This window comes from Cellulomonas sp. P2_B4, from assembly GCF_056404795.1.
On the sequence record NZ_JBFUDI010000001.1, the window covers coordinates 1 to 13,039 of the forward strand.

Sequence of the window (13,039 nt, forward strand, 5' to 3'; positions counted from 1 at the left end):
CGGTGGGGTCGGTCAGCAGACGCCGCCAGGTCCCGTCCTGAGCCAGCTCACGAGCCATCGCCGCGGGGATCGGCCCGTAGGAGCCCAGGAACCCGGGCTGGTCGTCCAGCCCGGCCAGAGTCGTTGCGGCGATGGTGACGCCGATGGTGATCGCGTGGCCGTGGCGGCGCGGTAGCGGGGTCCCGTCCGGGGTCGCCTGCCGGTCCACGATCGAGGTGAACACGTCAGCGAACGCGTCCGCGCGGCGCTGGTCCACGCTGCGGTCATCCCCCTGCACCCGGGTGGTGCCGGCCAGGGCATCCAGAACCGTGAATGCCATGACCGCCTCGGGTGCGGGCAGGTACGCGGACAGCCACGCCATCCCATCCACCGACGCCGTCAACGACACCCCCCGGTCCTCCCGCGCCGCGACCAGGCGCTCCTGGGCCGCGTGGGGGTCGGTGGCGATCACCGCGGCGCGCACATACCGGACCAGCTGCGGACCCGTCATCCGCTCCGCCGCCGCCAACCCGAGGGCCAGGACCGCGTCACGCCCCGACGGGTCCGCGACCATCACCTCACCCATCAGCACGTCGACCTTGCGCGCATCCACCCGGCCCGCGGCCCAGGCGTCCAGGACCACCGGATGCGTGCAGGCCAGGGCTGCACGCACGACCAGCATCTCCGCCGAGCGCCGCGTGATCACCAACGCACACGCCAGCTCATCCGGCACCGGAGACGGGTGCACCGGGCGGCGGACCTCCAGCTCATGGATCGCGACCGCCTGGGCCGCCTGCGCCGCGCGGATCAGCTGCTCGAAGCCTTGGACCACCCCGATCACCGCACCCGACGGCAGATCGGCGACCTGCACACCATCAAGCAGGCCCGCCAACTCCAGAAGAGAAGCACCCGGCACCGGGAACTCCGGCAGACCGGCGGCGCGCCCGGTCGCGGAGATGGACTCGGGCGCAGGGGCGCACTCGGCGCTCGCCGCGGCGGCGGGAGCCGGGCGGGGCGCGGCGGCTGACGCCGGGTCGGACGCGTCGGGTGGTGTCGTGCTCATTCGTCGCGCCGCCCCCTTGTCCGCCGGATCGATCCGTTCGAACAAGTGTACGATCGACCACCGACACGCGACAGGGCCGCGGATGCGATCTGTGGACAACCGAGGCGAGCACCCCGAGAAGGCCGAGAGCCTTACAGCAGCCGGCGGGCGGCGGCCCAGCGGGTCAGCTCGTGGCGGCTGGACAGCTGGAGCTTGCGGAGGACCGCGGAGACGTGGGTCTCGACGGTCTTGATGGAGATGAACAGCTCGCTCGCGACCTCGCGGTAGGAGTAGCCGCGCGCGATGAGCCGCATGACCTCCCGCTCGCGGGCGGACAACCGGTCGAGCTCGTCGTCACCGATCGCGACGTCGCCGGCGGACGACCCGAAGGCGTCGAGGACAAACCCGGCCAGACGCGGTGAGAAGACGGCGTCCCCGGAGGCCACGCGGCGCACGGCGTCGGAGAGGTCGGTGCCGTCGATGTTCTTGGTGACGTACCCGCGAGCGCCCGCGCGGATGACTGCGACGACGTCCTCGGAGGCGTCGGAGACGGACAGGGCGAGGAAACGGGTCGTCCCGAGCAGGTCGGTGCAGGCGCGGATGACCTCGGCGCCCCCTCCCCCGTCGCCGCCGGGCAGGTGGACGTCGAGCAGGACGACGGGCGGCTTCAGCGACCGCACGAGCCGGATCGCGTCGTCGACGGTGTCGGCCTCCCCCACCACCCGCACGCCGGCATCGAGCGAGGCCTTCACTCCCGTGCGGAACATGTGGTGGTCGTCGACCAGGACGACATCGACGACGTCGCTCATCGTTCTTCCCTCTCGGTAGAGCCCACGGGAACCAGCAGGTGCACCTCGGTCCCGCGGCCGGGGCGGCAGGTCACGGTCGCGGAGCCTCCGCGACGACGCACGCGGCCGATGATCGACTCGCGCACGCCGAACCGGTCGGACGCGACCTCGTCGAGGTCGAACCCCTCGCCATGGTCCCGCACGAACACCTCGACCTGCGACGCACCGACCTCGAGGTAGAGCGAGACCGGCGGCAGACCGTGCACGACGGCGTTGACCAGGGCCTCGCGGGTGGCCTGCAGCAACGCCTCGGTGTCGGCGTCGGGCACGCGGTCCCCGACGACGACCGACTCGATGGCGACCGGGTCACCGGACGGGCCGGAGCGGGAGTCCTCGACCTCCGCGACGATCTCGCGCAGCGACGCGGCGACGGACGTGCCCGGCGCGGGGCGGTCGTCGTAGAGCCACTCGCGCAGCTCGCGCTCCTGCGCACGGGCCATGCGAGCGACCTCAGCGGAGTCGTCGGCACGCAGACGGATCAGCGCGAGGGTCTGGAGCACGGAGTCGTGCAGGTGGGCCGCGATGTCGGCGCGCTCGGACTCGCGCGCGCGGGCGGCCCGCTCGTCGCCGAGCTCTCGCACGAGCCGCAGCCACCAGGGCGTGAGCACGAGCGCGACCCCGCCGAGCATGACCACGGCGGCGATGATCGACTGCGCGAGGGTCGCGGGCTCGACGCCCTGGCCCGACCCGAGGCCGATGAACAGGAGCACCCCGACGCCGGCCAGCAGGATCCCGCCCGCGACGCGCAGCAGGCTCACGGGGGTCCGACCGCCCGCACGGTCCTTCAGGCGGTCGCGCTGCGCGGCGTCGAGCTGGCTCCACGCCAGCCACAGTCCGGCCAGCACGATGAGCGCGGGCAGCAGCCAGTCGGCCTCGACGTCGGCGCCGGCGCGCACCGCGACGAGCAGCACGGCCGCGACGACGAGCACCACGCCGATGGCGATGTCGGTGACCGGGATGCGTCGGCCGGGCTCCACGACGTTCTGCCGCCGCGCCAACCGGGTCAGGGTGCTCGGCCGCACGTCCTGCGCGGCATCGGCAGGATCGCCGACGGGGATCGCGAGCCACCAGAACACGTAGAGCATCGGCCCGACGGCCGCCACGGGCGTCAGCACGAGGAACGCGAGCCGCACCAGCCCGACGGGCACGTCGAGGTGCGCGGCGAGGCCCAGGGCCACGCCACCGAACCAGCGCCCGCGCACGGGGCGGCGCAGCGGCAGCCGTCGCGGGGCGACGAGAGGTTCGGTGGGGTGCACGGTCCGATCGTCACATGCCCGCAGGCCCCCTGGGGTGCATCTCGGGGGCGCTTCAGGGCTGCGGCCCCGCAGGATCAGGGTGCTCTCAGGGGCACACCCGATGCCGCCCGTCCTCGCCGACGAGCAGGATCGAGACATGGACACGAGCACTCCCCCCGCACCGGAGGAACCGGCACCCGCCCCGGCGGCCCGAGCGACCGACGGCTTCTTCGCCGCGGTCCGCCGCCTCGGCATCACGCGTGCCGACGACCGTTGGGTCGCCGGCGTCAGCGCCGGCGTCGCCGACAGGTTCGGCATCGACCCGCTGCTGGTCCGCGGCATCTTCGCCGCGTCCCTGCTGCTCGGCGGTTTCGGGCTGGTCGCCTACGGCATCGCCTGGGCCCTGCTGCCCGAGCGTCGCGACGGGCGCATCCACTTCGAGGAGATGATCCTCGGCCGGTTCGACATCGCCCTGCTCGGCGCACTCGCGTTCGTGCTGGTGGGCCTGGGCCGCGGCGACAACTGGTTCTTCTTCTGGGGACCTCCCGGATGGATCCAGGGGCTCCTGTGGCTGCTGTTCGTCGCCGGGATCGTCGCGATCGTGCTCGCCGTCGTGAACCAGCGCCCGCGACCCGTCGCGGCTCCGCCCTACGGAGGACCCATGCCCGCACCGACGGACGCCCAGCAGGACCAGACAGCACCCGCCGCGACGACCTACGCCGCCGCGACCGCGGCCCCCGCGTACACGGCGCCCGCATACTCGGCACCGGCATACACGGCACCCGCCTACACAGCGCCGGCCCCGACCGGGCCGACCTACGCCGCTCCCGCCTACGCACCGCCCGGGTACAACCCGCCCCCGCCCGTCCCGCCGAAGCAGCAGCGACCGCCGCAGCCGCCCAGGCCGCCGAAGCCGCGCACCCCGGGTGCCGGCGCCGGAACGGTCGGCGTGGTGGTCGCGCTCAGCCTGCTCACGCTCGCCGGGCTGCTGATCGCAGAGCGCTCGGGCACCTTCGACGGACCCGTCGCCCTCACGGCGCTCGGCATCGCGATCGTCCTGGCGGGCATCGGGATCATCGTCTCCGGCCTGCGCGGCCGCACCAGCGGGGCGCTCGGCGCCCTCGCGGTCCTCGGTCTGATCGCCTCCGTGCCGCTCGGGGTCGTGACGAGCACCAGCTCGTTCTGGCGAGGCGACGGAGAGCGTCAGCTCAGCGCCTCCGACGTCGCGGCCAGCAGTCGCCAGGAGGCGGCCGACGGCTACTCGATGGGGTTCGGCGACGTCGTCATCGACCTCACGGACGTCCCGATGACCGACCAGACCCTCGTCGTGCCCATCTCGCTGGCCGCGGGCGACCTCACGGTCGTCGTGCCGGAGGGTGCGAGCGTCGACGCCGACGTCAACATCGGCGCCGGCGAGATCACCTGGGACGTCGACGGCGAGAACCGGTCGCAGGACGGCGTCGCCATCGACGACGGCAACTTCACCACAGGGAGCGACGACCCCGAGCTCCGGCTCCAGATCCGCGTCGGCGCCGGTCAGGTCGCGATCACCGACTCCAGCCCGTCCGGCAGGCCGCTCCCGACCGTACCCACGCCGCCGTCCGTCCCGACGGTTCCGGCCCTTCCCGGGGAGGAGACCCCATGAGCACCGACAAGAACACCCCCGACGACGAGACCCAGGTCATGGACGTCGTCGACAAGACCCAGCAGCCCGTCGACGAGACCGAGACCACGGTCCAGGAGACCGCGCCGCTGGTCGACGAGACCGAGGTGCTCCCCGCGCTCGAGGAGCTCCCGGAAGCCGGCGCGCACGACGACGTCGTACCCGAGCCTGTGCTCGCCGAGACTCAGCCGCTCGCAGCGGCCGTGCCGACGATCGAGGACGAGCCGACGCCGACGCGTACGACGCCCGTCGAGGACCCGGATCCGTTCGAGCTGTTCAGCCCGGCACCCGCGGCGTCGGAGGGCTGGCAGCCGGCTCCGGAGCCCGCGGTCGTCGTCGAACCGAGGATCGTCGAGCCGGCAGCCGGCGAAGCAGACGCCGGACGACGCCGGCTCCGTGTCGGCACGGTGGTGTGGGGTCTGGTGCTCGCCGCCTGCGGGCTGGGCGTGATCGCCTGGGCCTCCGGGGCGCGCATCGACTTCCAGCTGGCCCTCATCGTCCTGCTCGCCGCCGCGGGCGTCGCCCTGCTGGTCGGCTCGATCGTCTCGGGGGCACGCCACGCCCGACGCTGACCACCGACGTCCGGCCCCGTCGCGGGGGCCGGACGTCGGCGTGCGTCACTGGACCGGCGGAGCCGGCGGCGCGGTCGGCGGAGCGCTCGGCGGTGCCGGAGGTGCTGCCGGCGGTGCCTGCGGCGGGACGGACGACGCGGGCGGGACGGGCGTCGTCGGCGGTGTCGGTGCGACGTGCGCCGGAGCCGACTCGGTGGCCGGACGCGTCGCGACGACGGGATCCGGCGTCGCTGCCGCCGGAGCACCGAGCCCCGCCACCGCGGCTGGCGGAGCGGCATGCGCGGCCGGCGCCGGAGCCGCGGCAACGGGAACCGCGGCGGCTACGGGTGCCGCGCTCGGCACGACGGCGACGGACCCCTTGCCGAGGTGCCGCACGGCCCAGCCCAGGAGGATGAGCACGACGCCGATCCCCACGACCAGCAGAGCCACGCCGAAGGCGACGACGGACGTGAACAGGGACGCCCGCAGGAACGAGGCCGTCATGACGGTCTGCCGGGTCGGGTCGTCCTGGGGCAGCTCGGCGTAGGTCTTCCCGCCGGACGCCTCGAGCGCGTGCGTGTTGATGATGTCGGCCTGGAACCAGGCCTCCCAGGGCGTGTCGACGAGCTGACCGCCGAATGCCTGCGCGTCGTCGGAGACCGTGATCTTCTCCGCCGCCAGGTTGCTGGACACGGCCCCCCACGTGACCCCGCCGGCCACGATGAAGATGATGCCGAAGATGATGGTCAGGAGCCCGATGACGCGGACCCCCTTGGACCCTTCGGTCCCAGTCGTCGTCGTCGTCATTTCTACCCTTCCGAATCCCGCTGCGGAAACTACGGGCCGCAAGGGCCGGATGAGCGCCGCAGCTCATGCCAGAAGTACCTAACGCGTCCACGTTAGCGAGAATTGTCCGAGAAAGCCCGGATCAGTTGGTTCGACGGTGCGTCTGATCAGGCAGAGCGCACCAGGGAACGCGCTCGCGCGTATTCCGCGTCGGCTGCGAGGAGCACGTCCGACCACCCGAATGCGGGGGGCGTCGAGCGATTGTGCGCGATGATCGTGCGCAACAGCTCGCGGTCCTTCGCCAGGCGCACGATGACGTCGGCCATCTCGTCGTCGTCGGCCACGAGAAATCCGTCGATCCCGTCCTCGACGAACTCCGCCATCCCGGTCCCCCGTCGCGCGACGACCACCAGCCCGGCGGTGCGCGCCTCGAGGGCGGCGATCCCGAACGCCTCGAGCTCGGCGGACGCGAGGAACACGTCCGCGTGCGCGTAGGCGGCGCGAACGGCCGGGCGCGTCAGCCGACCACGCAGGTCGACGACGTCCTCGAGACCGCGCGACGAGACCGCCGCGGTCACGCTCCCCTGCGCCGGACCGGAGCCGATGATCGACAGGCTCACCGCGCCGGGCCCCAGGCGACGAGCAGCACCGCCGACCAGCTCGACGAGCGGGACGGCGCGCTTGCGGGGGACGAGCCGCATCGTCGCGACGAGCCGCAGCGGTCCGTCCTCGACGGGCTCCGCCTCGGTCGGTCCCCACGCCGCCAGGTCGATCCCGTTCGGCAGGACCGCGACCTCGGCGCCGAACACCTCGCGGACCCGGGCGGCCGCCTCGTGGCTCACGGCGTTGAGCGCGGCCGGCGCCCGGTGCCAGCGCGTCCGGCCGACGACGGCGCGCAACGGCGCGACGTACCCGTCGAGCATGCAGTGCCAGGTGATCGTCATCGGCAGACCCAGGTCCAGGGCGATGCGGGCACCGTCGAACGCGAAAGGCGACAGCACGCCCGCGTGGACGTGCACGACGTCCGGCCGCAGGGTGCGCAGCGCGTCCCGGATCAGCCGGGGCCCGACCGGGTTGACCGGCAGCTCGAACGGCAGGCGAGCGCCGAGGCGGTGGACGTGGACGCCGTTCTCGACGTCGACGACCCCGCCCCGCTCCCCGGCCTCGCCGAGGGTCGCGGTGAGCACGTGGACCTCGTGCCCCGCGGCGACCTGCCGGCCGGCGAGATCCCCCACCTGCGACTCGATCCCGCCCGTGCGGGGCGCGAAGCAGTCGGAGACGTGGGTGATCAGCACGTCACGCCCACTTCACGACTGGGCGCCGGCGGCCGCCTCGATGCGGGCGACGGCCTGCGCGTGGACCTTGCGCTCCAGGATGAACGACATGACGGGCACGACGCCGGCCGCTGCCATCGTCGCCAGACGCCCGACCCGCCAGCGCATCTTGGACCACAGGTCGAACACGGTCACCAGGTAGATGACGTAGAGCCAGCCGTGCGCGTACGCGACCCAGGCGCCGATCACGGGGTTCGGGTGCCCGTCGGCGCCGACGCCGGATGCGTGGAACCCGTACTTGAGGATGAGCTCCAGGCACAGCAGCAGGAGCATCGACCCGGTGATCCAGGCCATGATCCGGTAGCGCAGCAGCGCCCCGCTCGCCCGGCGCGGCCAGGTGGCTGCCTTGTTCGTCGTCGCAACCGACTCAGTCATGGGTCGATTCTCCCCTACGCGCGGAGTCGCTCACTCCCACTCGATCGTGCCCGGCGGCTTGCTCGTGACGTCCAGGACCACCCGGTTGACCTCGGGCACCTCGTTGGTGATGCGGGTCGAGATGATCGCCAGCACGTCGTACGGCAGGCGGGTCCAGTCGGCGGTCATCGCGTCCTCCGACGACACCGGCCGCAGCACGACGGGGTGACCGTAGGTGCGGCCGTCGCCCTGGACGCCGACCGAGCGCACGTCCGCGAGCAGGACCACCGGGCACTGCCAGATGTCGCGGTCGAGGCCGGCCCTGGTCAGCTCCTCGCGGGCGATCACGTCGGCGGCGCGCAGGATGTCCAGGCGCTCGGCGGTCACCTCGCCGATGATCCGGATGCCCAGGCCGGGGCCGGGGAACGGCTGGCGCCAGACGATGCCGTCGGGCACGCCGAGCTCCAGGCCGACCGCGCGGACCTCGTCCTTGAACAGGGTGCGCAGCGGCTCGACGAGGGCGAACTGCAGGTCGTCGGGAAGCCCGCCGACGTTGTGGTGCGACTTGATGTTGGCCGCACCCTCGCCGCCGCCGGACTCGACGACGTCCGGGTAGAGCGTGCCCTGCACGAGGAACTTGACCTCCTCGTCGCTGCCCTCGACGATCTCGCGCGCCGCGTCCTCGAACACGCGGATGAACTCGCGGCCGATGATCTTGCGCTTGGTCTCGGGGTCCGTGTGGCCCGCGAGCGCCCGCAGGAACCGCTCCCGTGCGTCGACGACCTTGAGCTGCACGCCCGTCGCGGCGACGAAGTCCTTCTCCACCTGCTCGGCCTCGCCCGACCGCAGCAGGCCGTGGTCGACGAACACGCAGGTCAGCTGGCTGCCGACGGCCTTCTGGACGAGCGCCGCCGCCACCGAGGAGTCCACGCCGCCGGACAGCCCGCAGATGACGCGCGCGGAACCGACCTGCGCGCGGATCTTCTCCACCTGCTCCGCGACGACGTTGCCGGCGTTCCAGTCGGGCGCGAGCCCGGCGCCCTCGTAGAGGAAGTTCTCGATCGCCTTCTGGCCGAGCGGGGAGTGCTTGACCTCGGGGTGCCACTGCACGCCGAACAGGCGGCGGGACCGGTCCTCGAACGCGGCGACGGGGCTTCCCGACGAGGTCGCGAGGACCGTGAAGCCCTCGGGCGCGGCGTGCACCGCGTCGCCGTGGCTCATCCAGACGGTCTGGCTCTCGGGGCTGCCGCCGAGCACGGTCCCCGGATCGGTCACCGACACCGCCGTGCCGCCGTACTCGCGCTGGCCGGTCTGCGCGACCGTGCCGCCGAGCGCCGCGGCCATCGCCTGGAACCCGTAGCAGATGCCGAGCACCGGGACGCCGGCCTCGAAGAGCGCCGGGTCGACGAACGGGGCGCCGGCGGCGTACACCGACGACGGCCCGCCGGACAGGATGATCGCGGCAGGGTTCTTGGCCAGCAGGTCGGCCACGGAGGCCGTGTGCGGCACGATCTCGGAGTAGACGTTCGCCTCGCGCACGCGGCGCGCGATGAGCTGCGCGTACTGGGCTCCGAAGTCGACGACGAGGACCGGCTGGTGGTCGGTGGTGGCGGGCGGCGGGGGCGTCTGCGTCACGGGTTCAGGGTACCGGCGTGGCGGGACGCCCCGGGCCGTGCACGGCACAGTGCGAAGGCACCCCTCGTCTGCGAAAAGGGTTCGGGGCGTGTCAGTACCGACCCGTAACGTTGCCTCTCGTGCGTTCCCTCCCTCTGGCAGACCCCGGCAACCCGCCGCTGAGCGGGCCGTCCGCGCTGCTCTGGTGGCTCGCGCGCAGGCAGTGGGGCATCCTCCTGGTCGCCGTGCTCCTCGGCGTCACCATGTTCGCGGCCCAGGCCTTCACCCCGTTCGTCGTCGGCAACGCGGTCGACGACGGCCTCGAGCACGGGTTCGGACCCGAGCTGTGGCGCGCCTGCGGCAGCCTGCTCGCGCTCGGCATCGTCGTCATCGTCACCTCCGCGATCGGCCACCGGTACGACATCGCCAACTGGCTGCGCGCGGCGTTCACGTCGTCGCAGCTCGTCGGCCGCACGGTCTCGCGCAGCGGCCACGCGATCACCTCGGAGCTGCCCACCGGCGAGGTCGTCTCGGCCGTCGCCAACGACGCGCTGCGCATCGGCGAGCTCTACGCGCACGCCGCGCACTTCCTCGGCAGCCTCGTCGCGTACGGCGTGGTCGCGGTGCTCATGCTGCGCGTCTCGGTGCCGTTGGGCCTCGTCGTGATCCTCGGCCTGCCGACGGTCGCCGCCGCGCTCGGCCTGCTGGTCAAGCCGCTGCAGCGCAAGCAGGCGGCCCAGCGCGAGGCGTCCGGACGGCTGACCACGCTGGGTGCGGACACGGTCTCCGGCCTGCGCATCCTGCGCGGGATCGGCGGCGAGTCGGTGTTCACCGGCCGCTACCGGGAGCAGTCGCAGACGACGCGGCGGCGCGGTGTGGAGGTCGCGCAGACGCAGTCGATCCTCGACGCCCTGCAGGTGCTGCTGCCCGGCACGTTCGTCGTCGTGCTCATCTGGATGGGTGCGCACATGGCGCAGGCCGGCACCCTCACACCGGGCCAGCTCGTGTCGACGTACGGGTTCGCGGCGTTCCTTGCCTGGCCGGTCCAGAACGCCACGATGATGCTGCAGGCCGCGAGCCGCGCGCACATCGGCGCCGGCAAGGTGGTCAAGGTGCTGCGCGTGGTCCCGTCGACGGGCGCCACGCCCGGCACCGCGGACCTTCCGGAGGCAGGCGTCCCGCTCGCCGACGAGGTCAGCGGGCTGGTGGTCGAGCCCGGACGGGTGCTCGCGCTGGTCAGCGCCGACCCCGACGAGACGGCACGCCTCGCCACACGCCTCGGCCGGTTCGACGACGAGGCCGAGCGCGAGACGCCGGTGCGCCTCGGTGGCGTGCTGCTGGCGGACCTCGACAAGGACGACGTGCGGTCGCGGATCGTGGTCGCCGAGGCGACGCCGCAGCTGTTCTCCGGACCGCTCGGCGGTGAGCTCGACGTGCGCGGCACCGCGACGCAGGACGACCTGCTGCGCGTGATGGCGACCACCGACGCGCACGACGTCCTCGACTCGGTGCCCGACGGCCTCGCCGGTGAGCTGCCCGAGAAGGGCCGCTCGCTGTCAGGTGGCCAGCGGCAGCGCGTCGCGCTCGCCCGCGCCCTGCTCGTCGACCCCGAGATCCTCGTGCTCGTCGAGCCGACCAGCGCCGTCGACGCGCACACCGAGGCCCGGATCGCCGTGCGGCTGGCGGAGGCACGCCGCGGCCGCACGACGGTCCTGGTCACCGCGAGCCCGCTCGTCCTCGACCACGTGGACGAGGTGGCCTTCGTGCAGGACGGCGTCGTCGTCGCGCGGGGGCGGCACGAGGACCTGCTGGACGACCCGGCGTACCGCTCGGTCGTGGGACGACGGATGGACGAGGAGGTGCTGGCCGGATGAAGCTCCCCATCGCTGACACCGCGACGGTGCGCGCCTACGCCACCGTCCTCATGCGGCGGCACCGCCGGCCGCTGATCGGCATCGTCATCCTGCACACGCTCGCCGCGACGGCGGGTCTGGCGGGTCCCGCGATCCTCGGCCTCCTCGTCAACGCCGTGACCCGCGGCACCACGTCCGCGTACATCAACACGCTCGTGCTCGCGGGCGTGGTCGCCGTGCTCGCGCAGACCGTGCTCATGCGGTTCGCGCAGCGCACCTCGATGGTCTTCGGCGAGGAGGTGTTCGCCGAGCTCCGCGAGGAGTTCATCGAGGCGGTCACCGCCCTGCCGCTGTCCACCGTCGAGCGGGCCGGGACGGGCGACCTCGTCGCGCGCACCACCAACGACGTGAACAAGCTCCAGCACGCCGTGCGCTTCGGGGTGCCGCGCGTGATCGTCGCGGTCGTCACCATCGTGCTCACCGTGGTCGCGTGCCTGATCATCGCGCCGCTGGTCGCCCTCGCGATGTTCGTCGGCGTGCCCACGCTCGTGCTCCTGACGCGCTGGTACCTCAAGCGCGCGACGCCCGCCTACCAGCGCGAGTCGGCTGCCTACGCGACGCTCAACGGCAGCATCACCGAGTCCGTCGAGGGTGCGCGCACGGTCGACGCGCTGCGGCTGGGGTCGCGCCGGCTGGCCCGCGTGGACGCGGACCTGTCCGAGGCGTTCGAGGCCGAGAAGGCGACGCTGCGCCTGCGCACCATCCTGTTCCCCGGCATCGACTCGGCGTTCGTCCTGGCACCGGCCGCCGTGCTGCTGTGGGGCGGGTACCTGGCGTCGCAGGGCGTGGTGACGGTCGGCGCCGTGACCGCGATCGTCCTGTACTGCTACCAGGTGGCCGGCCCGGTGTGGGAGCTGATCTTCTGGATCGACGAGATCCAGGTGGCCGCCACCTCGCTGGCCCGCATCGTCGGCGTGCAGCTGGTCGACCCCGACCGCACGTCGCGCCCGGGCACGCCGGTCGACGAGACCATGGCCGCCCGCGACGTCACGTATGCGTACCGCGAGGGCCACAACGTCCTGCACGGGATCGACCTCGACCTCGCCGTTGGCGAGCGCTTGGCCGTCGTCGGTCCGTCCGGCGCCGGGAAGTCGACGCTGGGGCGGATGCTCGCGGGCATCCACCCGCCCAGTGGCGGCTCCGTCGCGGTCGGCGGGGTGCCGCTCATCGACCTGCCGCTCGAGGAGCTGCGCGGACACGTCGCCCTGGTCACCCAGGAGCACCACGTGTTCGTCGGGTCGGTCGCGGACAACCTGCGGCTCGCCCAGGTCGACGCGACGCAGGAGGCCCTCGAACGCGCGCTGCGCGCCGTCGACGCCTGGGACTGGGTGCAGGCGCTGCCCGAGGGCATCGCCACGGAGGTCGGTTCCGGCGGTGCGCCGCTGACCCCGGCGCAGGCGCAGCAGATCGCGCTCGCACGCCTCGTCCTGCTCGACCCGCACACGCTCGTGCTCGACGAGGCGACGTCGCTGCTCGACCCGCGGGCGGCGCGGCACCTCGAGCGGTCGCTGTCGGCCGTGCTCGAGGGCCGCACCGTCGTGGCCATCGCGCACCGGCTGCACACCGCGCACGACGCGGACAGGGTGGCGGTCGTCGACGACGGTCGGATCGTCGAGATCGGCGCGCACGACGACCTCGTGGCCGCCGGCGGCGACTACGCGGCGCTGTGGCACTCGTGGCAGCACGAGTGATGGCGCCTCACCGCGCGGGATGATGCAGA

Annotated in this window: 11 protein-coding genes; 4 read left to right on the forward strand and 7 right to left on the reverse strand. The window is 73.1% G+C overall.

Annotated elements, in window-relative coordinates; translation table 11 throughout:
• From AC1DZC_RS00005 to AC1DZC_RS00015, 3 genes are all read right to left on the reverse strand, one after another.
• On the reverse strand, window positions 1-1,042 hold a 1,042-nt coding region (locus tag AC1DZC_RS00005), incomplete at its 3' end, for a DUF222 domain-containing protein (protein WP_477041831.1).
• Between the two features lie 131 nt (window positions 1,043-1,173).
• Complete coding sequence (locus AC1DZC_RS00010; RefSeq protein WP_477040274.1) at window positions 1,174-1,830, reverse strand: LuxR C-terminal-related transcriptional regulator; 657 nt, start codon at window positions 1,828-1,830, stop codon at window positions 1,174-1,176.
• Window positions 1,827-3,125 carry a PspC domain-containing protein gene (locus tag AC1DZC_RS00015; protein ID WP_477040273.1) on the reverse strand — a complete coding sequence of 433 codons (1,299 nt, stop codon included), beginning with the start codon at window positions 3,123-3,125 and terminating at the stop codon, window positions 1,827-1,829. The genes AC1DZC_RS00010 and AC1DZC_RS00015 overlap by 4 nt, the downstream gene beginning before the upstream one ends.
• Window positions 3,126-3,261: 136 nt before the next feature.
• Between AC1DZC_RS00015 and AC1DZC_RS00020 the strand changes: the two genes are divergently transcribed.
• Both AC1DZC_RS00020 and AC1DZC_RS00025 read left to right on the forward strand, forming a co-directional pair.
• Window positions 3,262-4,749 carry a PspC domain-containing protein gene (locus AC1DZC_RS00020; protein ID WP_477041832.1) on the forward strand — a complete coding sequence of 496 codons (1,488 nt, stop codon included), beginning with the start codon at window positions 3,262-3,264 and terminating at the stop codon, window positions 4,747-4,749.
• A complete protein-coding gene (locus tag AC1DZC_RS00025) occupies window positions 4,746-5,339 on the forward strand; it encodes a hypothetical protein (protein WP_477041833.1) in 594 nt (197 codons plus the stop codon). The genes AC1DZC_RS00020 and AC1DZC_RS00025 overlap by 4 nt, the downstream gene beginning before the upstream one ends.
• A gap of 45 nt (window positions 5,340-5,384) precedes the next feature.
• Here the strand turns inward: AC1DZC_RS00025 and AC1DZC_RS00030 are convergent, their stop codons facing one another.
• The 4 genes from AC1DZC_RS00030 to guaA form a co-directional block, all read right to left on the reverse strand.
• On the reverse strand, window positions 5,385-6,125 hold the full coding sequence (locus AC1DZC_RS00030; RefSeq protein WP_477040270.1) for a hypothetical protein: 741 nt from the start codon (window positions 6,123-6,125) through the stop codon (window positions 5,385-5,387).
• A gap of 146 nt (window positions 6,126-6,271) precedes the next feature.
• A complete protein-coding gene (locus tag AC1DZC_RS00035; protein ID WP_477041834.1) occupies window positions 6,272-7,399 on the reverse strand; it encodes a glycosyltransferase family 4 protein in 1,128 nt (375 codons plus the stop codon).
• A gap of 12 nt (window positions 7,400-7,411) precedes the next feature.
• Entirely contained in the window at window positions 7,412-7,813 is a 402-nt protein-coding gene (locus tag AC1DZC_RS00040; protein WP_477040268.1) for a DUF3817 domain-containing protein, read from the reverse strand.
• A gap of 30 nt (window positions 7,814-7,843) precedes the next feature.
• Window positions 7,844-9,427 carry a glutamine-hydrolyzing GMP synthase gene (gene guaA, locus AC1DZC_RS00045; RefSeq protein WP_477041835.1) on the reverse strand — a complete coding sequence of 528 codons (1,584 nt, stop codon included), beginning with the start codon at window positions 9,425-9,427 and terminating at the stop codon, window positions 7,844-7,846.
• 119 nt (window positions 9,428-9,546) lie between these two features.
• On the opposite strand from guaA, the gene AC1DZC_RS00050 reads away from it, so the two are divergent.
• Together AC1DZC_RS00050 and AC1DZC_RS00055 are read left to right on the forward strand one after the other, a co-directional pair.
• On the forward strand, window positions 9,547-11,280 hold the full coding sequence (locus AC1DZC_RS00050) for an ABC transporter ATP-binding protein (protein ID WP_477041836.1): 1,734 nt from the start codon (window positions 9,547-9,549) through the stop codon (window positions 11,278-11,280).
• Window positions 11,277-13,010 (forward strand): ABC transporter ATP-binding protein, encoded by a 1,734-nt coding sequence (locus tag AC1DZC_RS00055; protein WP_477040265.1) that lies wholly within the window; start codon window positions 11,277-11,279, stop codon window positions 13,008-13,010. Before AC1DZC_RS00050 ends, AC1DZC_RS00055 begins: the two co-directional genes overlap by 4 nt.
• Window positions 13,011-13,039 lie beyond the last annotated feature (29 nt).

Coding starts and splice junctions, on each gene's coding strand:
- AC1DZC_RS00040 (WP_477040268.1), bottom strand. CDS start 7,813: ATGACTGAGTCGGTTGCGACGACGAACAAGGCAGCCACCTGGCCGCGC.
- AC1DZC_RS00025 (WP_477041833.1), top strand. CDS start 4,746: ATGAGCACCGACAAGAACACCCCCGACGACGAGACCCAGGTCATGGAC.
- AC1DZC_RS00030 (WP_477040270.1), bottom strand. CDS start 6,125: ATGACGACGACGACGACTGGGACCGAAGGGTCCAAGGGGGTCCGCGTC.
- AC1DZC_RS00010 (WP_477040274.1), bottom strand. CDS start 1,830: ATGAGCGACGTCGTCGATGTCGTCCTGGTCGACGACCACCACATGTTC.
- AC1DZC_RS00055 (WP_477040265.1), top strand. CDS start 11,277: ATGAAGCTCCCCATCGCTGACACCGCGACGGTGCGCGCCTACGCCACC.
- AC1DZC_RS00020 (WP_477041832.1), top strand. CDS start 3,262: ATGGACACGAGCACTCCCCCCGCACCGGAGGAACCGGCACCCGCCCCG.